Origin of the sequence: Bacillus sp. FJAT-27916 (assembly GCF_001183965.1) — a bacterium.
In the GTDB taxonomy this organism is placed as follows: Bacteria; Bacillota; Bacilli; order Bacillales; family Pradoshiaceae; genus Pradoshia.
In genome coordinates this window covers 50,226-71,266 of record NZ_LFZV01000001.1, presented here as the reverse complement: position 1 = coordinate 71,266, position 21,041 = coordinate 50,226, and the positions used below count along the sequence as shown (strand labels likewise).

Sequence of the window (21,041 nt, the reverse complement as noted above, 5' to 3'; positions counted from 1 at the left end):
GTTATACCCTGTGAAAAATGGGTGCGACCTATCTGTCCTGTATAAAAAATGTTTTACTGGCGAAACATACTAACGATTATCGCTAAATAAAGCTTTTCTAAAATAATTCAAACCAGTACACTGAACTATGTCCAATTGTTCCAAATATTTATTGAAAGGCAACAGGTGAAACAATATGACTTCTCAAACCAATTCACGGATTTCCTTTTGGGGCGGCATTGGCTTCACAGCTTTACTTGCCCTATTAGGATTTATTCTAGCAGAATTACCGGTATTCGATTATATCGGACCATTGGCATGCAGCATCCTGCTCGCCATCGTTTATCGAAATGTCCGCAGCTACCCTGAGAATCTGCGTTCCGGAGTTCACTTCTCTGCCCGCATTCTTTTGCGTGCCGCTATTATACTTTACGGATTAAAACTAGACATGCAAATCATTTTCAGTGAAGGACTTGGACTGCTTGGAAAAGCATTTGTAGTCATTGTCTTCTCCATCACCGTGATGATGCTTCTTGGGCGCTGGTTAAAGGTTGACCCACATATCTCCTTCCTATTAGGTGCTGGGACAGGTATATGCGGGGCGGCTGCCATTGCAGCCATTTCCCCAATCCTGCAATCTGAGGAAGAGGATACAGCAATGAGCGTCGGAATGATTGCTCTCATTGGTACCGTATTCGCTGTCGGCTATACCGTCCTCCTGCCAATGGTCGGACTCACACCGGTAGGCTATGGTATCTGGTCAGGACTCAGTCTCCATGAGCTCGCTCATGTCGCCCTGGCTGCTGAACCGGCTGGAGAGGAAGCAGTCGCTATGGCCCTTCTCGCTAAGCTATGCCGCGTATTCCTTCTGATTCCGTTCAGCTTCTTACTTGTCTTCTGGATGAAGAGCAGACAAAAGCATGGCGATAAAAATACGAAGATTGCCTTCCCATGGTTCTTGCTCGGCTTTGTAGCGCTCAGCATCTTCCGTACCTATATCGCAGGCGATTGGTTCCCAATATCCTTATATGATTCCATCGCAATGCTGACAACCTTCCTATTGTCCATGGCCATGGCGGGTCTCGGTCTCACCATTGACCTTCGGGAATTAAAGGAGAAAGCAGGTATGCCGCTGCTTGCCCTCGTTGTTACGTCCATCCTGCTATCTCTCATTACATATATTTGGGCGTAAAACAAGAAAACAGGTGAAAGGCCATTTGGCTTTTCACCTGTTTTTTTATGTTTAGATTGAGCAGCCTTTCAGTAACTGCATTCAGAGATCTTACTACTCCTTTGAATAGGTTCTTCTTGTTTTAAAGGCGAACGGATCCTTTTTATGGGCGAACACAGGAATTTAAAGACGATAACCGAACAAAGCTAGCCCATGTTCGCCCCTCCGCAGATTAAGCACGAGAAGGGGCAGCCGCTTCCTCTTTTAGTTTTATAGACCTGCTCTGCTGCATACACTTGTACAAGCAAATGAAACGGAGGGCTTGCTTGCATGTATGGATTATTAAGCTATGTTTATTTAGGTATTTCCTTATCGGCACCAATCGGACCCATTAATGCGGCACAGATGGAGACCGGACTCCGCAAAGGCTTCAGCTATGCCTGGCTGTTTGGTCTTGGGGCGATTCTAGCTGATATTGTGTATATGATTCTCGTTTATTTCGGACTAGCCACCTATATGAATATTCCGATCATCCAGACCTTCCTTTGGCTATTTGGAGCATTTGTCCTTATTTATTCAGGCATTGAAAGTCTCGTCTCTTCAGTGACGGCAAATGAAAAAAGCCTTCAAAGGAATGCGACGAGATTTCATTCCTTCCGTACAGGCTTCTTCATGTCCTTGATGAATCCGCTGAGCATTCTTTTTTGGATTGGCATCTATGGGTCTGTTTTGGCAGAGACAGCCGATGATTTTTCCTCACGTCAAATTTTCATTAATAGCTGTGCCATCATTTGCGGGATTCTCCTGTGGGATTATACGATTGCCTTATTATCCAGCTTCTTCAGGCGCTTTTTAACAGACCGCTTCCTTCGGGTCGTTTCCTTATTATCCGGAACTTCCTTAATTGCATTTGGCTTATATTTCGGCTCAAAAGGGATTCAGGCCCTTTTCTAATCATTGCGCATCCGCCTTGCTGTCAATGGCCGTTTCCGAATTCGTTTGACGCTGACAATGAAGGTAATCAGGCCGATGAAGGCAACAAAGCAAAGGCTGACAAGAAGTCCGCCCCTTGTCCCCTTTTGAAAAAGGGTTCCCGTAATCCCAAGCAGGATAAACAAAAAGGCAATATTCCGTTTCCATTTATCCATTGTGGAGAGCTCAAGCGTCTTCGAGTATGTCATCAAAATCAAAATCCAATTATACAAAATAAGCAGGCTGGCTCCGGTTGTAAAATATTCATACACACTGTTCGGCATAAGGAGTGACAGAACAATGGAGATAACGAGCCCGAGCACCGTGATTATAAAAGCCGGAACCGGAATGGCCAGCCTCCCCCTTTTGCCCACAAAGCGCGGTGCATCGCGGTCCTCAGCCAATGCCACGAGCATCGTCGTCACAGCATATAGGGAGGCTGACATAGTCGAGAACCCAGCAATCATTAGGGCTGCATTAAATATATGGGCGACAATTGGAACCTGATAGAAGGAAAGAACGGTTAAGAACGGACTTTCATTTGCTTTAATATCATGATGCGGAAGCGTAAAGACAACCAGACTGAGAGAGACTAAATAGATAACGAGCAATATGAGAAGCATAATCTTCCCGGCCTTTGGTGCATCCTCTTTCTTCTCAAGCCGCATCGACATAATGCCAATGACCTCAATCCCGCCAAAGGCAAAAAAGGCGAAGATCAGCGAAGCCCAGATTTCCTTCCATCCAGTTGGAAACAGACCTGCAACAGTATTCGGCCAATCAAAGCCCTTTTCCCCATCAATCACACCGGTTGAACCTAGAATCGCGATAATGACAAACATCAGAATGGCCGCTACCTTTACAATAGCACTGACATTTTCCATTCGCTCAAACAGCTTCGTTCCGATTAAGATAACAATCAGGCCAAGTACGCCAAATATACAGGCGAATACCCAGAGCTGGATATCCGGGAACCAAAAGCGTGAAAATAATGAAATGGCCGTCAGCTGGCTCCCCACGATAAACATTTCAGAAAACCAATAAATCCAGCCGTTCATGAATCCAACCGGCCTGCCGAACGCCTTTCGGGAGTATGTGCGAAACGACCCCTTTTGTGGATCCTTTTGGGTCATGGATGCAAGTGCATCATACACAAAATAAGTCGCCGTTCCAGCAATCAGAAAGGAAATCAAGACGGCAGGACCAGCGAGCTTAATTCCAAGGCCAGACCCGAGGAAGAAGCCGGTACCGATTGTACACCCAACTCCAATCATCGATAATTGCCACCATTTAAGCTTCTTCTCCTGATTCTTCATCTATTATCCCTGCCTCCGCTCGTTAAGAATACATACCTTCTTAATTTGCACCACAGGGAAGGTCTTATGCACATAGAAAAAAGAAGGGAGAAGACAATAATTGCCTTCTCCCTTCTTAATGAGTTCACGTATAAGTTCAAAAAGGTTTATTAGATGCGAACAACGTTAGCTGCTTGTGGTCCGCGGTTACCTTCAACGATTTCAAATTCAACTTCTTGACCTTCTTCAAGAGTTTTGAAACCATTTCCTTGGATTGCAGAGAAGTGTACGAATACATCGTCACCATCTTCGCGCTCGATAAAACCAAAACCTTTTTCTGCATTAAACCATTTTACTTTTCCGACCATTTTTTGGCCTCCTAACTTTAGTAGAAAATATTCAAAAGTAGAAAACCAGAAAAACCTTTCATGTCTAAAGCATGTACTTAAAGACTGTAAAAATTTTTTTGATCTTCAAACCTTTAGCGTTTTTATCGTACCATAAATGCCCCCATATGACAAACGATTTCAATAAGTGTGATTAATCCAAAATGTACGAAAAATCCCTATAAAACAGGATTTTCTTCCTAAAAACCTCCTTACATTACCACAAATTGTATAGAATTTTGTCGAAAATGGAGATTCAATATTTTTACAAAAATGGATTTTTAGACCCTAAGAAGCAGGGCCATTCCGACTGTTTCCGGCTGTGTTCCATGATTCCTCAATCGTTCTCCCAGAAAGTTTTGATCGAGCTTATTCCTTGGTCTAAGTGTCTATCCTTTTTCAGCTCCAAAACTATGGTATATTTAACGGTACAGAATACGTAAAGGAGTTCAGATAATGGCTAAAAGCGTAGTAATCGCCGAAAAACCATCTGTTGCCCGCGATATCGCCAATGTGCTGAATTGCAGAAAGAAGGGCAATGGATTTCTAGAAGGAGATCAATACATCGTCACTTGGGCTCTCGGTCATCTTGTTACACTGGCTGACCCAGAGACCTATGACCAAAAATATAAAACATGGAATCTTGAGGACCTGCCAATGCTGCCGAAGCAGTTAAAGCTTGTTGTCATGAAGCAAACAGGTAAACAATTCAATGCGGTGAAATCCCAGCTGACCCGCGGCGATGTAAAAGACATCATTATCGCGACAGACGCAGGACGCGAGGGAGAACTTGTTGCACGCTGGATTATCGAGAAGGCTCATGTGAAGAAGCCAATCAAGCGTTTATGGATTTCATCTGTTACCGATAAAGCCATCAAGGATGGCTTCAATCGCCTGAAGCCCGGCAAGGATTATGAGAATCTGTATGCCTCTGCGGTTGCCCGTTCGGAAGCCGATTGGTATATCGGTCTTAATGCGACAAGAGCATTGACTACGAAGTATAATGCACAGCTGAATTGTGGACGTGTGCAGACCCCGACTGTAGCCATGGTTGCTGCTCGTGAGGAGGAGATCAAGAACTTCAAGCCGAAAACCTATTACGGGATTGAGGCAAAGTCAGATGCACTTACCCTCACATGGCAGGACAAGGACGGGAACAGCCGCAGCTTTAATAAAGAGAAAATGGATACAATCGTCAAAGCTCTTGGGAAACAGGATGCCGTGGTGGCTTCCATCGAGCGTAAGGCGAAGAAAACCTATTCCCCTGCCCTTTATGACTTGACTGAGCTGCAGCGTGATGCCAATAAGCTATTTGGCTACTCTGCTAAAGAAACATTGAATATCATGCAAAAGCTGTATGAGCAGCATAAGGTACTCACCTACCCTCGGACGGATTCCCGCTATCTATCCTCTGACATTGTCAGCACGATTCCGGAGCGTCTGAAAGCAATCGGCGGGGCTGAATACAGCAAGCTAGCCAATAAAATTGCCAATAAACCTATCAAGGCAACGAAGGCATTTGTCGATGACAGCAAGGTTAGTGATCACCATGCCATCATCCCGACAGAGGGCTATGTCCATTACAGCGCCTTCAATGATAAGGAACGAAAAATCTATGACCTTGTCGTGAAACGCTTCTTGGCGGTCTTATACCCTGCCCATGAATTTGAGCAATTGACTGTCCATGCGAAGATTGGCTCTGAATCCTTCATCGCCCGAGGCAAGACGGTCACTAAGGCGGGATGGAAAGAGGTTTACAACAACCGCTTTGAGGAGGAGGAATCCAGTGATGATGTGAAGGAGCAGCTATTGCCGCGCATCAACAAAGGCGACACCCTCAAGGTTTCCCTTATCAACCAAACATCCGGTCAAACGAAGCCTCCGGCACGCTTCAATGAAGCGACATTGCTGTCTGCGATGGAAAACCCAACGAAATATATGGAGACAAAGGACAAAAAGCTTGCTGCCACACTCAAATCAACAGGCGGACTTGGCACAGTTGCCACAAGAGCCGATATCATCGATAAATTGTTCAATTCCTTCCTGATTGAGAAACGCGGCGGCAAGGATATTTACATCACGTCCAAAGGCCGTCAGCTGCTTGACCTTGTGCCAGATGAGCTTAAATCTCCTGCTACGACTGCTGAATGGGAGCAAAAGCTCGAGATGATTGCTAAAGGCAAGCTCAATAAGAATGCTTTTATCAATGAAATGAAGCAGCACACGAAGGAAATCGTTTCTGAGATCAAGGCCAGCGATAAGAAATTCAAGCATGATAATATCTCAACGAAATCCTGTCCGGAATGCGGCAAACCGATGCTTGAGGTCAACGGCAAGAAGGGCAAAATGCTTGTCTGCCAAGACCGTGAGTGCGGCTATCGCAAGAATGTCGCCCGGTTAACTAATGCTCGCTGCCCGCAATGTAAAAAGAAAATGGAGCTGCGCGGAGAAGGCAAAGGACAAATTTTCACCTGCAAATGCGGCTACCGTGAAAAGCTGTCCTCCTTTGAAGAAAGACGCAAAAAGGAATCCGGCGGCAAAGCTGACAAGCGCACTGTTCAGAAATACCTGAAACAGCAGCAGAAAGAAGAACCACCAATCAATAATCCATTCGCTGATTTGCTAAAAGGCATTAAGCTGGATGATAAATAAGAAACGGAACTGCCTCCCTATCTTTTTAGGGGAGGCAGTTTTTTATTTTGGCAGATTGATGCGGGCAGGTTTTCTCCCTTAACTCAGGAATCCGCCCTTAAATAATAAAATCAAGGAAATCCCAGACAAAAAAACAGCCCCCTCCTTATTCAAAAGTTGAAAATGATAGGCTGAGACGCCTTGCCAGTGAAATGAAGATTTTTAGCTGAAATCCTAAGAGAAAAACACGCTATGAAAGGTTTAATCGAGCTGCCTCCGCTACGCTCACAAATAAAAACAGGCGAAGTCCCAAAAACTCCGCCTGTTCTTTCTTATGAAAGTCGATATTTGAAATCCTGATAGCCGAACTGTTGGACAATCCGGCAGTCGCCATCCTTGTCGCGCAGACAAATCGCTGGGAGCGCCATTCCGTTAAAGGTGTTATTTTTCACCATGGAGTAGATGGCCATGTCCCCGAATACGAGACGGTCGCCTGCTTTCAGTGGTTCATCAAAGGAATAGTCTCCGATGACATCGCCGGCGAGACAGGTTGGGCCGCCTAAACGGTATGTGTGAGCTTTCTCTCCTGGAAGCCCAGAGCCTAAAAGCGGCGGACGGTATGGCATCTCGAGCACATCCGGCATATGGCAGGATGCTGAGGTGTCAAGAATGGCGAGCTCCACATCATTCACAAGGGTATCGAGAACACTTGTTATGAGGAAGCCTGCATTGAGCGCAATCGCCTCGCCCGGCTCCAAGTATACGTTGAGACCATATTGATCTTGCATTCTCTTAATACAGCTTTCGAGCAAATCAAAATTATAGCCTTCTCTTGTGATATGATGGCCGCCACCGAAATTGATCCATTCCATCTGCGGCAGCCACTCGCCGAATTTCTCCTCAATGACATCGAGTGTGGTTGCCAAGGCATCGGCATCCTGCTCACACAGTGTGTGGAAGTGGAGACCAGACACACCATCCAATTTTCCTGGCTCGAACTGACTGATGGTAACCCCGAATCGGGAGCCGCGGGCACAAGGGTCATAGATTTCATGACCCTCCTGGGTGGAGCATTCCGGATTGATGCGCAGACCAACTTTCTTACCAGCCTTGCGCGCCCTTTCCCCATACTTCTCCAGCTGGGAGAAGGAATTAAAGATGATATGGTCACATAAGTCGATAATCTCATCCATTTCATCCTCACGATAAGCCGGGGAGAAGACATGATTCTCCTTCCCCATTTCCTCATATCCGAGCCTTGCCTCAAACAAGCCGCTCGCCGCAGTCCCGCTCAAATACTTCCCAATCAGCGGATAGGTCGCATACATCGAAAACGCCTTTTGCGCGAGGATGATTTTGCAGCCGGTCCGCTCCATTACTCCGCTCAGGATTTCCAGGTTTCTCTCAAGTAATGCCTCATCAACCACATAGCTTGGTGTTGGCAGTTCTTCAAAGCGCATCTTAATCAACTAGCTCCGGATCAAAGCTTTCTTTCCAAGGAAGGCCCCATTTATTGAGTGCTTCCATAAATGGATCTGGATTGAATTCTTCAATATTGTAAACGCCCGGTCTGTTCCATTCGCCTGTCACCACCATCATGGCACCAATCATCGCTGGCACGCCAGTTGTATAGGAAACGGCTTGGGAGCCGACTTCACGGTAGCATTCTTCATGATCGCATACATTGTATACATAATAGGTTTTCGGCTTTCCGTCTTTTGTCCCGCGGAAAATACAGCCAATATTCGTTTTTCCTTTTGTACGTGGCCCTAATGATGCCGGATCAGGAAGGACCGCCTTCAGGAATTGAAGCGGAATGATTTCCTTTCCTTCGAACATGATTGGCTCGATGGAGGTCATGCCGACGTTTTCAAGGCATTTGAGGTGAGTCAGATAGCTCTCGCCAAATGTCATGAAGAAACGGATTTGTTTCAGGCCAGGGATGTTTTGGGATAGGGATTCAAGCTCCTCATGATAGAGGAGGTACATATCCTTTTCGCCAACTTCAGGGAAGTTATACACACGCTTGATCTCCATCGGCTTTGTCTCAATCCACTCGCCATCCTTCCAGTAGCGGCCATTAGCGGATACTTCACGAATATTGATCTCCGGGTTGAAATTCGTCGCAAATGGGTAGCCATGGTCACCGGCATTGCAGTCTAGAATGTCGATGTATTCAATCTCATCGAAGTGATGCTTAAGTGCATAGGCAGAGAATACGCCTGTCACGCCTGGGTCAAATCCGCTTCCAAGCAAGGCTGTAATGCCGGCTTCCTCAAAACGCTGGCGGTATTCCCATTGCCATTTGTATTCAAATTTCGCTGTATCCTCCGGCTCATAGTTCGCTGTATCCATATAATGTGTTTTTGTCGCCAGGCATGCATCCATGATGGTCAAATCCTGATACGGAAGAGCCAGGTTCATGACGATATCTGGTTTTACTTCTTTGATGAGGGCGATTAGTTCGTCCACATTGTCCGCATCGACTTGCGCCGTGGTGATTTTTGTTTTGCCGCCGTCAAGCTTTGCTTTCAGCTCATCACATTTCGATTTTGTCCGACTTGCGATGCAGATTTCCTCGAATACCTCACTATTTTGTACACATTTATGAACGGCAACGGAGGCTACTCCTCCAGCTCCGATGATTAACGCTTTACCCATTTTCTTCTCTCCAATCCTGATTCTTTATTTTTTAATCGCTACTAATAGTTCCCTGACAAGCTTGCAGGCTGTAGCTGTTGAAATGCCGCTCGGATCATAGGTCGGTGATAATTCATTTATATCGAGGCCGACAACGGTTGTTTTCTCACAAACGGCAAGCAAGGCTTCTAATAGCTGCACATAGGTGACTCCTCCTGCCTCCGGTGTCCCTGTTCCAGGGAAGACAGATGGGTCAAGAACATCTAAATCAAGCGTGAGATAAACCGGTTTGTCACCAATCTGCTCTAGCACTGCTTCAAGTCCATCGAAATTAAACTTATTCGTGAACACATGGCCTTTCTTCGCCCATTCAAATTCACTGCGGTCCCCTGAACGAATGCCGAACTGGAAGATGCGACCGTCTCCAAGGATATCGTGACAGCGGCGGATGACAGATGCATGGGAGAGCATTTCTCCAAGATAATCCTCTCGCAGGTCTGTATGGGCATCAAAGTGAATGATATGGAGCTCTGGATATTGCTCCGCCACGGCGCGCACGCTTCCAAGCGTAACGAGATGCTCACCGCCAATCATGAATGGAATCTTTCCATCCTCAATAATCTTACTTGCACGCTCTTCAATATCAAAAAGCACACGTTCAACATTGCCGAAGCAGAGCTCCAGGTCTCCGCTGTCAAATACAGCCATGTCCGTTAAATCCTTATCCTGATAAGGGCTATAGGTTTCAAGCCCATATGATTCCTGACGAATCGCCTGCGGACCGAAACGGGTTCCGGGACGATAGGAGGTCGTCCCGTCAAAGGGGGCGCCGAAGAGAACAATGTCTGCCTCGTTATACTCCGCCACGCAGCCGATAAAGGTTTGGATATTTTTATTCAACATCTCGCAACAGCTCCTCTACGTAAGTTGGGAGCGAGAAGGCGCCGACATGGAGTTTCGGGTTATAATAGCGCGCATGAAGATGTGCGTCTTTAAAAGCCTCTCGCTTCAAGTCTTTCACTGGATGATATTTCTTCGATGCAAACCCAAACAACCAATGACCCGATGGATAGGTCGGAATATGTGCCTGATACACATAGCTGATTGGGAAGCTTTCCACGATTCGCTTATGAGCACGCTGCATGGCTGCGACATCCTCTTTATAAAAGGGACTCTCATGCTGATTGACCATAATTCCGTCTTCATGCAATGCCTTATAACAGCTTCCATAAAATTCGCGGGTGAACAAGCCCTCGCCCGGACCGAATGGGTCGGTCGAATCAACGATAATCAAGTCATATTGATCCTCGCAGGAGCGTATGTACTTCAGCCCGTCCTCATAATGAATCTGAAGGCGCGGATCATCGAGCGCACAAGCCGTTTGCGGAAGATATTTCTTGCACACATCCACGACCATTTCATCAATCTCCACCAAATCAATCTGCTTCACGCTCTCATACTTAACGAGCTCACGCACCGCTCCCCCGTCTCCCGCTCCGATAATGAGCACCTTCTCTGGATTCGGGTGAACCATCATCGGTACATGGGTAATCATCTCGTGGTAAATGAATTCATCCTTCTCGGTCAGCATCATGAAGCCATCAAGGGTTAGAAAGCGGCCGAATTCCTTCGATTCAAAAATATCGATGCGCTGATATTCAGTTTGTCCGCTGTACAGCAGCTTTTCCACTTTGATCGATAGCTTAACGTTCGGGGTATGCCGTTCACTAAACCAAAGTTCCATTTTCGTCACACTCCTTGCAGTACGTTCAGTCGTTCTATCATTAAATCCTCTGGTCCGGTCATGGAGCATCCCTTTTCCTTGGCATAATCAATATAATCAATGATCTCCTGTGTCACCCGTTCACCTGGTGCCAGGATAGGAATTCCCGGCGGGTAACACATCACGAATTCACTGCACACCCTGCCGACTGTCTCATGAAGGGGCAGGGATTCCTTCTCTGCATAAAAGGCTTGTTGAGGAGTCGTCACGACCCCCGGATCAATATATTCCTGCGTAAACATGCCAGCCTTATCGCGTTTGTAGCGTCTCCGGATTTCTGATAAGGCACTGATTAACCGTTCCACATCTCGATTGCGATCACCAACAGACACATAGGCAAGGATATTGCCAATATCACCAAATTCAATCTGGATATCATATTCGTCTCGAAGAATGTCATATACCTCAATGCCGGCGAGCCCGATATCTCTCGTGTAAACAGACAGCTTCGTCACATCGAAATCATAGACGCTGTCCCCGTTGATCAATTCCTTGGAGAAGGCATAGAAATCTCCAATCTGGTTGATTTCCTGACGTACATATTCAGCCAGCTCAACGACATGAGTAAATATCTCCTCCCCATTGAGAGCGAGATTTCTTCTGGAGATATCCAGGCTCGATAGCAGCAGATACGACCCGCTCGTGGTCTGGGTCAGATTAATAATCTGCCGGGCATAGCCGGCATTCACGGAAGGACCAAGCAGCATGAAGGAGCTTTGGGTCAAGCTTCCCCCTGATTTATGCATGCTCACCGCCGCCATATCAGCTCCCGCCTCCATGGCAGAGACCGGCAAATCCTTGCCAAAATACAAATGTGTTCCATGCGCTTCATCTGCGAGCACGAGCAATCCATGCTTGTGAGCAAGCTCAACAATTCCGCGAAGGTCCGAACAGATGCCATAATAGGTTGGATTATTGACCAGTACAGCCTTCGCCTCAGGATTTTCTATTATGGCCTTCTCGACCTGGCTGACTGACATGCCAAGCGCAATGCCGAGGCGGTGGTCCACATCAGGATTCACATAGACCGGCTCTGCGCCGCATAGAACGAGTGCATTGATGACGCTGCGGTGGACATTGCGCGGAACAATAATCTTGTCGCCCTTCTTGCAGGCGGTCAAAATCATCCCTTGCACAGCTGATGTTGTCCCATTGACCATGAAGAAGGCATGGGCTGCACCGAAGGCCTCTGCCGCTAACCTTTCTGCTTCACGGATGACAGAGACCGGATGGCAGAGATTATCAAGCGGCTTCATGGAATTCACGTCCACGCTCAAGGCCTCCTCACCTAAGAAGGCAGTCAAATCAGGGTTCCCCCTGCCGCGCTTATGGCCTGGTACATCAAAAGGCACAATTCGTTTTTTCTTAAATTCCTCGAGTGCCTCATGGATAGGGGCCCTATCCTGCAGCACTCGGCCGTCACTCTTCTTCTTATCACTCAATTCGGCTTTCCCCCTATGGTTTATCGTCGATCGGTCTCTAGCAGCGGGGCTTTCCAGAATGGCCGCTGTCTTGCGGCAATGATTCTCTCAATATTCCGAAGATTGAATCTGTAGATCGACAGACCATCCTCTTTATCTACTTACCCTCTAACCTTGAAATCACGCAAAAAAACGCAAGTAATAGCGGCGAGCCGCACATCACTTGCGTTTGTGTATGGACATTAAAAATATGATTCAAAAAGCAAAAACCACCAAAATCTTCCAGCCCCTATGCAGACAGAGGCATGCAAGAACAAAAGGAACGAAGCTCTTTAAAAAATATTCAAATATACCATCAAGGTTTAGAGTCTATATAGCAAATAATTACTTTTACCACTCTTATTGACCGTTTCACAAGTTGATGTGCGATTTATTCGCACTGGTTGTAAAGTAACCAACTTATAAAATTTGAGCTTTTAACTCAATCAATAAGGCAACTAAGTTGCCAATCGGCATTTGACCCGGCTGTCCGTATGGCCTTAACGTTCCATGGTTAGAAACCATGAAATGTGGTCAAAAATCATCTGCTTGGAAAGACTCCTTCAATTTGAATACCATTGCTTCCCAAATGTTATGGCTATCTTATCAACTACTTTTCCAAATTACAACTAAAAAGGAAAAAGTTTTAATTTACAAAATATTTACACATAATGTCAAAAGCCTGCCAATTCTATATTATCTGCCAAATTTCTTTTTTAATTCTTCTAAAGAAAGCTCCTTGGTGGAGGCATAAATGACATCTGCCTGTCCCAGTTGATCAACAGAACCAATGCCAACGGCAAACATGCCTGCCCGTTTGATGGCTTGCACTCCTGCCTTTGCATCCTCTATGCCGATGCAATGCGCCGGCTTTACCTGCAAATTTTCCGCCGCATTTAGAAAAATCTCTGGGTCTGGTTTCCCATGTGAAATCAGATTCGCATCGGCCATATAATCAAATTCATCCAAAAGGCCTAATCCTTCCAAAACGGCTGGCGCATTCTTGCTGGCGGAGGCGAGGCCGATTTTTAAACCGGCCTCTTTAATATCGGCTAATAGTTCCCTTATGCCAGGCAGTATATCGGCAGGAGTGATTTGCTTGATCAGCTCAGCATAATGAGCATTCTTTTTCGCTGCAAGATGTGCCTTCTCCTCATCCGTGAAGGCTCCTTGCTTGCCGCCAATCTCTAGAATGATTTCAAGTGAGACCATGCGTGAAACACCCTTTAGCCGTTCATTATCCTCCCTCGTGAAAGGAATGCCAAGCTCCTCAGCCAGCTTCCTCCAGGCAAGAAAATGGTATTCCGCTGTATCCGTAATCACTCCGTCCAAGTCAAAAATAAAGGCTTCAAGCTTACTCATTGTTGTCTCTCCTCCTTCGCCATCGGAATGCTCAACATGCCATTCTCTTCAAGCTCATGCTTCACTCCATCCATTTCAAAGGTCAGCGCAGGGCCCTCCTGGGTAATTTGAACTGCTTTTTGATCAATCTTCACAGTAAGGTGATGATTGCGGTAATTAATATTAAAGGTATAACGATCCCATGCGGCTGGGATAAATGGTGCAAACGATAGCACTCCCTCAAAGGTTTTCATGCCGGCAAAGCCTTGAACAATCGCTAGCCAGGAACCAGTCATACTTGTAATATGAAGCCCATCTTCTGTGTCATTATTATAGTTATCTAGATCAAGCCTTGCTGTCCGGTTATACATCTCATAGGCCTTCTCCTCCATGCCGAGCTCTGCAGCGAGTACTGCATGAACGGATGGAGACAAAGAGGATTCATGAACGGTCATCGGCTCATAGAATTCAAAGTTGCGCCGCTTCTCATCCAGTGTGAATTCATTATTGAGGAAGTAGATGCCCTGCAGAACATCGGCCTGCTTGATGAAGCAGCTGCGAAGAATTCGGTCCCATGACCACTTCTGATTCAACGGTCTGTCATGCGGGGACAATTCACTCACCTTCTTCAGATCCTTATCAAGGAAGGTGTCATGCTGCACAAATACTTGAAGCTCCTCGTCATATGGCAAATACATTTTCTCCGTGATTTCAGCCCAGCGATCGAGCTCTTCCTGATAAATATATAAATCTGCCAGTCTGGATTCATGGCCGTTCTCCTTCAGCTCATGAATGACCTCCATCGTATAGCGCAGTGTCCAAGCTGCCATCTTGTTCGTATACCAGTTATTGTTCACATTATTCTCATACTCGTTCGGACCGGTTACCCCGTGGATCATGTATTGATCTTTTCGCTTTTGGTAATGAACCCGATCTGCCCAGAAACGGGAAATGCCTGTCAGCACATCGATTCCATACTCGAGCAAGTATTCCTTATCCCCGGTGTACTGGACATAATTATAGATGGCATAGGCAATAGCTGCATTTCGGTGAATCTCCTCAAAGGTGATTTCCCACTCATTATGACATTCCACCCCTGTAAAGGTCACCATCGGATAGAGAGCTCCCTCAAGGCCCTGCCTTTTCGCATTCACGTAAGCGCCCTCGAGCTGGTTATAACGGTAGATTAATAGATTACGAGCTACTTCGGGCTTTGCGGTCGCCAAATAGAAAGGCAAAGCATATGCTTCCGTATCCCAATATGTTGCACCGCCATACTTTTCCCCTGTAAAGCCTTTTGGACCGATGTTCAGACGGGCATCCTCCCCATAATAGGTAGAGAAGAGCTGGAAGAGGTTGAAACGAATGCCCTGCTGAGCCTCATCATCTCCGTCAATTTGGATATCGGCCATCTTCCACCGCTCTGCCCACTGTTCCTTATGAGCTGTTAAGCAGGCATCAAATCCAGCCTGCATCGCCTGGTTCAGTATCTCTTCCCCTTTTTCAACAAGGTGCTCACCATCATAGTCTCGGTTCGTTGTGACCGTGACATACTTCGTGAGGGAGACCGTCTTTTTAGCGATCGTATTCATGACGATTGTATTATCGACATACTCGACATTCATAAAAGGCTTAATCTCAGCCACATCCCCTTCAGCCACTAATCCCATATTAGCTGAAATACGGAAGATTTCCGTTTCGAAAGGGTTTTCATTTGTCTCCATAACAAGATGAGCCTTATTCGGCTCTGCATGCCTTGTGATTGCTTTCCAAAAGTCCTCGTCATAATTGGAGTCCTCATTGCGTACATCCCCATCCAAATAAGGAATGAAGGTAATCTTGCTGTCATGATTTAGCGGGGTAACCTGATAATGAATCACGGCAAGCTGCTTCTCCGCAATCGAGAGATACCGCATAACCTCTACCTTTGTTTCCTTGCCTTCATGGACAATCGTGAACGTCCGTGTCAGGACACCTGTTTTCATATCAAGCTCACGACGGTAATCCTTCACTTCAGCCAAATACAGATCAATCTCATCCTCATCAATCAGCACGCGAATACCAATAAAATCAATGGCATTGATTACTTTTCCGAAATAATCCGGATAGCCATTTTTCCACCAGCCGACCCTTGTTTTATCCGGGTACCAAACTCCTGCAATATATGTACCTTTATGTGAATCACCACTATAGGTTTCCTCGAAATTCCCTCTTAAGCCCATATGGCCGTTTCCAAGACTCGTCATGCTCTCAGCTAGGCGAAAATCATCCTTATGAAGCTCTTCCTCAATAATTTTCCATGGGTCTACTGCAAATAATCTCTTCATTGATTTCACTCTCCCATAAATGGTCATCGATTAGTGCAAGCGGTTGCACAATTAACCCATCCTTATTATAACGTATTGCTGAACAAAAGAAAGTATGAATGGGTGAAAATTCTAACTTTCTTCAAAGATAGGTATTTAGAACCGCAAAAAACTCCAAAGCCTGTTTAGGCCTTGGAGTTCTCTATGCTTAATTCTCTGCTTTTGGTGCTGGCTTTGGATGAGGCATTTTGCCGAAATGGCGGGGCGGGACATAGCCATGTTCCTTGATTTTCTCAAAGCGCTTATCCATATGGTCAAGAATCATATCGCCCGTTTCCTTTGTCATTACACCGTATTCAACGTATTTATGAATAATATCCTTCTCACGCTGAAGGACATCCTGATGCATCGATTCAAGCTCTGCTTTCTGAGCGTCTGTCAGTGATTTCTCAGCTGGCGCAGGTGCCGGTGCTTTATCTTCTGCCGCATAGGCAGATGAGAGCATGCCCGTAAATGAGGCTGTCGACAGCATAATGCCCGCCAAAATGTTCAACGTCCATCTCTTCATTCCATTCACTCCCTACTCTTTTATCCACCCTAGTTTTTGCCATTTATCAGATTTTATGCATGGGCTTTTCGGAGTGATCGAATCACTTATTTTCGCTTTTTAGGCTTTACGTCAGGTCTTTTCTTCGGATAGACGGGACGTTCATCAACGATTTGTCCCTTGAATAATTCCTTCCTTTTCACCTCAAGCTTGAGCTCACGGGCATATTTGCGCAGCTCGCGCTCTTCACGCGGCGTCACGATGGAGATGACGGTTCCGCTTGCACCTTGGCGGCCTGTCCGGCCTGAGCGATGAACATATTGGGCAATCGATTCCGGGAAGTCCACATGGATGACATATGGAAGTCCCTCGATATCCAATCCCCTTGCAGCTACGTCCGTAGCAAGCAAGAGCGGCAGCTTTCCTTGACGGAAGGAACGGATTGCCTTCTCACGGTCCATCTTCTTCGAATCCCCATGTATGACAGCGAGGTCAACCTTTTTATAGGAAAGCTTTGAAGCCATCACATCAAGGTTGCCAATATCCCTTCCAAAGACAAGCGCTCTCATCCCTGACATTTTCGCCAGCTTCTCAAGAATAAGAATCTTGTCGCGCTGTTCAGCAACAAAATAAATATGGTCGACCTTCGATTGCACGGTCTCTTCCTTAGCAATCCGGATACAAGCAGGCTCATTCATCCATTGGGATGCTTCTTCTTCAAGCTGCTTTGGCAGAGTCGCTGAGAAGAGCAGCACTTGACGGTCACGCATCGCTGAATGGAGGATGGCTCCTACGGTAGCCATATGTTCTGGAATCAGGAGCTGGTCTCCCTCATCAAGTACAATTGTCTTCACTCCATGCATCTTCAGCTTCTTCTGCTTAATCAATTCCTCCAGTCTCCCCGGTGTTCCAATGACAACATGCGGATGCTTCTTCAATTTCTCTAGCTGACGCTTCGGATTAGCGCCGCCAATGAAGGATGCTGCCGTGATGCCGCAATCTTTTGCCCATGATTGCACAACCTCGAAGATCTGCATCACTAATTCACGGGACGGTGCCACGAATACAGCCTGCACCTTTTGCTCAACAGGGTCAACCTTGTTTAAGACCGGAAGTACATAGGCAAGGGTCTTCCCTGTCCCTGTCGGGGATTCAGCAATTACATCTGCCCCTTCCATAATCGGTGCAAATACCTTCGTCTGTACGGCTGTCGGCTCCTTGAACCCTGATTTCTCCCATCCCTTTTTCAAGCCTTCTTTTAATTCCTCTATCATTACAGCTTTCGCGCTCATTTAATTCTCCTAACTAAAGTCGTGGTTTTCTTGTCTTATTATACATAGCCGGGCAGAGGATTATCAATAAAGCGCCTCACCGCAGGCAATTTTCCGTGCATTTCAATGTATAGGTTCGCGGAATGCAGATATACTAGATATATTGACTAATTTTACTATATTAAAAGAACCCCTCTCGTGAGAAAAATGTATTTATTTGTAGGCTTCTTGCGACTCAGGGACATTTCCATTAGAATGAAACTACTAGTTTATGCGAAAGAGGTTGAAGATGGTGGAACACAATACGTCGAATTTTATACGCAACATCGTCATTGATGATGTGAAATCAGGTAAAACAAAAGAAGTCATCACCCGTTTCCCGCCGGAACCAAATGGCTATTTGCATATCGGCCACGCTAAATCCATCGTGCTGAATTTTGATATTGCCGATGAGTTTGGCGGCAAGACAAACTTGCGCTTCGATGATACCAATCCTGTAAAAGAGGATGTGGAATTTGTCGAATCAATCAAGGAAGATGTGAAATGGCTCGGCTACGACTGGGACGGACTGTTTTTTGCCTCTGATTATTTTGAAGAAATGTACAGCCGTGCAACGCTATTAATTGAAAAGGGATTGGCTTATGTTGATGACCTATCAGCTGATCAAATCCGTGAGTACCGCGGCACATTGACTGAACCAGGTAAGGAGAGCCCATTCCGCAGCCGTTCTGTGGAAGAGAATCTCGACTTGTTCAAACGGATGAGGGACGGAGAGTTCGGAGACGGAGAGAAAGTCCTTCGCGCCAAAATTGATATGAGTTCACCAAACATCAATCTTCGTGATCCTGTTATCTACCGAATCGCTCATGTACCGCACCACAATACCGGCACAAAATGGTGCATATATCCGATGTATGCATTTGCTCATCCAATTGAGGATGCGATTGAAGGGGTAACCCATTCCATCTGTACACTCGAGTTTGAAGACCAGCGCCCATTCTATGACTGGGTTATTAAGGAATGCGAAATGCCTGCAGTGCCAAGACAATATGAATTCGGCCGTTTGAATCTGACAAATACCGTCATGAGCAAACGTAAATTGAAGCAGCTTGTGGAAGAAGGGTTTGTTGACGGCTGGGATGACCCGCGCATGCCGACTATATCCGGCCTAAGAAGACGCGGTTATACACCAGAAGCTATCCGCAACTTCTGCCGTGAAATTGGCGTAGCCAAAACAAGCGGAATCGTCGATGAGAAGATGCTTGAGCATTTTGTTCGTGAAGACTTGAAATTGAAAGCACCGCGTACAATGGGAATCTTGAAGCCGCTGAAGGTCGTTATTACGAACTATCCAGAAGGCGAAATTGAGATGCTTGATGCCGAGATCAATCCGGAAAACCCTGAAATGGGTATGCGTAAAATCCCATTCGGCCGTGAAATCTACATTGAGCAAGAGGATTTCATGGAGAATCCTCCGAAGAAATACTTCCGTCTCTTCCCTGGCAATGAGGTTCGCTTGAAACATGCGTACTTCATCAAATGTGAAGAAGTGATTAAAGATGCTGACGGCAATGTCGTTGAGCTGCACTGCACATATGACCCAGAAACAAAGAGCGGTACCGGCTTCACTGGCCGTAAAGTAAAAGGAACGATTCACTGGGTGGAGGCAACACATGCCATCCCTGCTGAGTTCCGCTTGTACGAGCCTCTCATCCTTGATGAGGACGCTGAAGAACAAGGCGGCTCCTTCCTTGACCATGTGAATCCAAACTCCTTGATCATTGAACAAGGATTCGTAGAACCAAACATGAAGGATGTCAAAGGTAATGATAAGTTCCAATTCTTCCGCCATGGCTACTTCAATGTGGATCCGAAGAATAACACAGATAAATTAATCTTTAACTTGATTGTCTCCTTAAAGAGCTCATTCAAGCTTTAAAACCAGCAAAAGGCACTCATCCACATTGGATGAGTGCCTTTTTTCCTGCTTATTGATCAAGCCGGCTTCTAATTTCATTGACGACTTCATTTGCCGTCCTACCATTTGCATCAATGATGGATGCATCAGTTCTAGCATCCTGGATGCCCATAACATTTGTATCGAGCCCCGTAACGACACAAAAATCAAATGCTACTCCGTCCGCATCCTCCGCGTGGCGCAAATCAGCCACTTCATAACCAAGCTCTGACAAAGCCTCGCGAATATCGGTCAATGATTGTTCAACACCTATTCTTGTCATTTATCGCACCTCCTCATTGTTAAGGTTTCCTTTCCGACTGTTTATTATGTTGAAATAGCAGCAAAAAAAGACCGTCCAGCTTCTAGACGGTCTTTCTAATCCTCAAATATTCACGCGGAGCCATTCCGAACTCTTTCTTGAAGGCACGTACAAAGCCGGAATAATCATTGAAGCCCGATGTTTGGCAAACATCGGTCAGCTTCATGCCCTCTGCCATTAAGGTTTTTGCATACATAAGCCGCTTTTGGACAATGTATTGATGCAGGGTATAACCTGTATAGGCCTTAAATTTTCTCATAAGATGATATTTGCTCATAAAGACAAGAGAGGCAAGATGATTCACTGACAGCTCGCCATTTAGGTTTTGGTTGATATAGGTGACAATGTCATTAATATTTTGATCAAATAGGACATCCATTGATTGATTCCGTTGGTTATTGTCAAGCAGATCTCGATTCAGGAGGATAATCAGCTGAATCAACAAGGCTTTGTTCATCTCTACATACCCAAAGCTGGGATTTATCTTTTCCTCCATTAAATCATGGACAATGCTCTTTACCTTTCGAAGCCGTTCTTCATATAAGCGGAGGCGATTATTTTCCCTTCTGGCTGCCATATCAAAGCATGTAAGTAAGTTGGCATCTGTTTGATGATGCTTGGCCATCATTTCTGGATTGAACCATATGATGATTCGCTCATAATCCTCAGAGGGGTCAATAATCGGCTTATGAATCTGACTATGACTGATAATTAAGACATCCCATGGCCTAAGCTTAAAGGCCTTCCCCTCTATCATATAGGTAACGTTTCCTTTCAGGAAAATAATGATTTTATGAAAGTCATGATAATGATAGTCGAAATCCTTTGTAATACGGTCCTTTAAGTGGAAGATGCGTAGCTCTTCCTTAAGAAAACCCCGTTTCTCAAGCGGCCATTGCCCATGCTCAATCATGGTAATTAGTCTCCCTTTTATCAATATTACCCCTATTTTAGAGCATTTTTATCCATCTTTCTAGCAA

At 45.8% G+C, this 21,041-nt stretch carries 17 protein-coding genes; 4 read left to right on the top strand and 13 right to left on the bottom strand.

The genetic code is table 11. The features are described 5' to 3' along the window. Positions 1-175 precede the first annotated feature (175 nt). Both AC622_RS00310 and AC622_RS00305 read left to right on the top strand, forming a co-directional pair. The gene (locus AC622_RS00310; protein ID WP_049669250.1) at positions 176-1,171 is read left to right on the top strand and encodes a YeiH family protein; all 996 of its coding nucleotides are present in this window, start codon (positions 176-178) and stop codon (positions 1,169-1,171) included. A gap of 309 nt (positions 1,172-1,480) precedes the next feature. Beyond that, positions 1,481-2,104, top strand: a complete 624-nt coding sequence (locus AC622_RS00305) for a LysE family transporter (protein ID WP_049669249.1) — start codon at positions 1,481-1,483, stop codon at positions 2,102-2,104. Here the strand turns inward: AC622_RS00305 and AC622_RS00300 are convergent. After that, on the bottom strand, positions 2,101-3,438 hold the full coding sequence (locus tag AC622_RS00300) for an amino acid permease (protein WP_049669248.1): 1,338 nt from the start codon (positions 3,436-3,438) through the stop codon (positions 2,101-2,103). The genes AC622_RS00305 and AC622_RS00300 overlap by 4 nt on opposite strands. Before the next feature lie 149 nt (positions 3,439-3,587). Then, the gene (cspD, locus tag AC622_RS00295) at positions 3,588-3,785 is read right to left on the bottom strand and encodes a cold-shock protein CspD (protein ID WP_049669247.1); all 198 of its coding nucleotides are present in this window, start codon (positions 3,783-3,785) and stop codon (positions 3,588-3,590) included. A gap of 474 nt (positions 3,786-4,259) precedes the next feature. On the opposite strand from cspD, the gene AC622_RS00290 reads away from it, so the two are divergent. Beyond that, positions 4,260-6,455: a DNA topoisomerase III gene (locus AC622_RS00290; protein ID WP_049669246.1), complete on the top strand. Its 2,196-nt coding sequence runs from the start codon at positions 4,260-4,262 to the stop codon at positions 6,453-6,455. A gap of 311 nt (positions 6,456-6,766) precedes the next feature. Here AC622_RS00290 and nspC read toward each other — a convergent pair whose 3' ends face one another. From nspC to AC622_RS00245, 9 genes are all read right to left on the bottom strand, one after another. Continuing rightward, a complete protein-coding gene (nspC, locus tag AC622_RS00285; protein WP_049669245.1) occupies positions 6,767-7,894 on the bottom strand; it encodes a carboxynorspermidine decarboxylase in 1,128 nt (375 codons plus the stop codon). A gap of 1 nt (position 7,895) precedes the next feature. Continuing rightward, positions 7,896-9,095 carry a saccharopine dehydrogenase family protein gene (locus tag AC622_RS00280; RefSeq protein ID WP_049669244.1) on the bottom strand — a complete coding sequence of 400 codons (1,200 nt, stop codon included), beginning with the start codon at positions 9,093-9,095 and terminating at the stop codon, positions 7,896-7,898. Positions 9,096-9,119: 24 nt separating this feature from the next. After that, a complete protein-coding gene (gene speB, locus AC622_RS00275; protein WP_049669243.1) occupies positions 9,120-9,977 on the bottom strand; it encodes an agmatinase in 858 nt (285 codons plus the stop codon). Next, a complete protein-coding gene (gene speE / locus AC622_RS00270; RefSeq protein ID WP_049669242.1) occupies positions 9,967-10,818 on the bottom strand; it encodes a polyamine aminopropyltransferase in 852 nt (283 codons plus the stop codon). Before speE ends, speB begins: the two co-directional genes overlap by 11 nt. A 5-nt stretch (positions 10,819-10,823) precedes the next feature. Continuing rightward, positions 10,824-12,299: an aminotransferase class I/II-fold pyridoxal phosphate-dependent enzyme gene (locus AC622_RS00265; RefSeq protein ID WP_049669241.1), complete on the bottom strand. Its 1,476-nt coding sequence runs from the start codon at positions 12,297-12,299 to the stop codon at positions 10,824-10,826. A gap of 714 nt (positions 12,300-13,013) precedes the next feature. Beyond that, the gene (gene pgmB / locus AC622_RS00260; protein ID WP_049669240.1) at positions 13,014-13,679 is read right to left on the bottom strand and encodes a beta-phosphoglucomutase; all 666 of its coding nucleotides are present in this window, start codon (positions 13,677-13,679) and stop codon (positions 13,014-13,016) included. Further along, complete coding sequence (locus AC622_RS00255) at positions 13,676-15,985, bottom strand: glycoside hydrolase family 65 protein (protein WP_082196967.1); 2,310 nt, start codon at positions 15,983-15,985, stop codon at positions 13,676-13,678. The genes pgmB and AC622_RS00255 overlap by 4 nt, the downstream gene beginning before the upstream one ends. A 187-nt stretch (positions 15,986-16,172) precedes the next feature. Then, the gene (locus tag AC622_RS00250; protein WP_049669238.1) at positions 16,173-16,532 is read right to left on the bottom strand and encodes a YckD family protein; all 360 of its coding nucleotides are present in this window, start codon (positions 16,530-16,532) and stop codon (positions 16,173-16,175) included. Between the two features lie 86 nt (positions 16,533-16,618). Next, entirely contained in the window at positions 16,619-17,803 is a 1,185-nt protein-coding gene (locus AC622_RS00245) for a DEAD/DEAH box helicase (protein ID WP_049669237.1), read from the bottom strand. A 268-nt stretch (positions 17,804-18,071) separates the two neighbouring features. Here AC622_RS00245 and AC622_RS00240 point away from each other — a divergent pair, with 268 nt between their 5' ends. After that, positions 18,072-19,721, top strand: a complete 1,650-nt coding sequence (locus AC622_RS00240) for a glutamine--tRNA ligase/YqeY domain fusion protein (RefSeq protein ID WP_049669236.1) — start codon at positions 18,072-18,074, stop codon at positions 19,719-19,721. 49 nt (positions 19,722-19,770) lie between these two features. On the opposite strand, the gene AC622_RS00235 is transcribed toward AC622_RS00240, so the two are convergent. Together AC622_RS00235 and AC622_RS00230 are read right to left on the bottom strand one after the other, a co-directional pair. After that, positions 19,771-20,022 (bottom strand): YkuS family protein, encoded by a 252-nt coding sequence (locus tag AC622_RS00235; RefSeq protein WP_049669235.1) that lies wholly within the window; start codon positions 20,020-20,022, stop codon positions 19,771-19,773. 82 nt (positions 20,023-20,104) lie between these two features. Next, positions 20,105-20,974, bottom strand: a complete 870-nt coding sequence (locus AC622_RS00230; RefSeq protein WP_049669234.1) for an AraC family transcriptional regulator — start codon at positions 20,972-20,974, stop codon at positions 20,105-20,107. Between the last annotated feature and the right edge of the window lie 67 nt (positions 20,975-21,041).

What these genes read in the sequence shown, in the direction of transcription:
- nspC (WP_049669245.1), bottom strand. Translation starts at nt 7,894, where the DNA reads ATGCGCTTTGAAGAACTGCCAACACCAAGCTATGTGGTTGATGAGGCA.
- AC622_RS00235 (WP_049669235.1), bottom strand. Translation starts at nt 20,022, where the DNA reads ATGACAAGAATAGGTGTTGAACAATCATTGACCGATATTCGCGAGGCT.
- AC622_RS00305 (WP_049669249.1), top strand. Translation starts at nt 1,481, where the DNA reads ATGTATGGATTATTAAGCTATGTTTATTTAGGTATTTCCTTATCGGCA.
- AC622_RS00300 (WP_049669248.1), bottom strand. Translation starts at nt 3,438, where the DNA reads ATGAAGAATCAGGAGAAGAAGCTTAAATGGTGGCAATTATCGATGATT.
- AC622_RS00230 (WP_049669234.1), bottom strand. Translation starts at nt 20,974, where the DNA reads ATGATTGAGCATGGGCAATGGCCGCTTGAGAAACGGGGTTTTCTTAAG.
- speE (WP_049669242.1), bottom strand. Translation starts at nt 10,818, where the DNA reads ATGGAACTTTGGTTTAGTGAACGGCATACCCCGAACGTTAAGCTATCG.
- AC622_RS00240 (WP_049669236.1), top strand. Translation starts at nt 18,072, where the DNA reads ATGGTGGAACACAATACGTCGAATTTTATACGCAACATCGTCATTGAT.
- pgmB (WP_049669240.1), bottom strand. Translation starts at nt 13,679, where the DNA reads ATGAGTAAGCTTGAAGCCTTTATTTTTGACTTGGACGGAGTGATTACG.
- AC622_RS00250 (WP_049669238.1), bottom strand. Translation starts at nt 16,532, where the DNA reads ATGAAGAGATGGACGTTGAACATTTTGGCGGGCATTATGCTGTCGACA.
- AC622_RS00310 (WP_049669250.1), top strand. Translation starts at nt 176, where the DNA reads ATGACTTCTCAAACCAATTCACGGATTTCCTTTTGGGGCGGCATTGGC.
- speB (WP_049669243.1), bottom strand. Translation starts at nt 9,977, where the DNA reads ATGTTGAATAAAAATATCCAAACCTTTATCGGCTGCGTGGCGGAGTAT.
- AC622_RS00290 (WP_049669246.1), top strand. Translation starts at nt 4,260, where the DNA reads ATGGCTAAAAGCGTAGTAATCGCCGAAAAACCATCTGTTGCCCGCGAT.
- AC622_RS00280 (WP_049669244.1), bottom strand. Translation starts at nt 9,095, where the DNA reads ATGGGTAAAGCGTTAATCATCGGAGCTGGAGGAGTAGCCTCCGTTGCC.
- AC622_RS00245 (WP_049669237.1), bottom strand. Translation starts at nt 17,803, where the DNA reads ATGAGCGCGAAAGCTGTAATGATAGAGGAATTAAAAGAAGGCTTGAAA.
- AC622_RS00255 (WP_082196967.1), bottom strand. Translation starts at nt 15,985, where the DNA reads ATGAAGAGATTATTTGCAGTAGACCCATGGAAAATTATTGAGGAAGAG.
- cspD (WP_049669247.1), bottom strand. Translation starts at nt 3,785, where the DNA reads ATGGTCGGAAAAGTAAAATGGTTTAATGCAGAAAAAGGTTTTGGTTTT.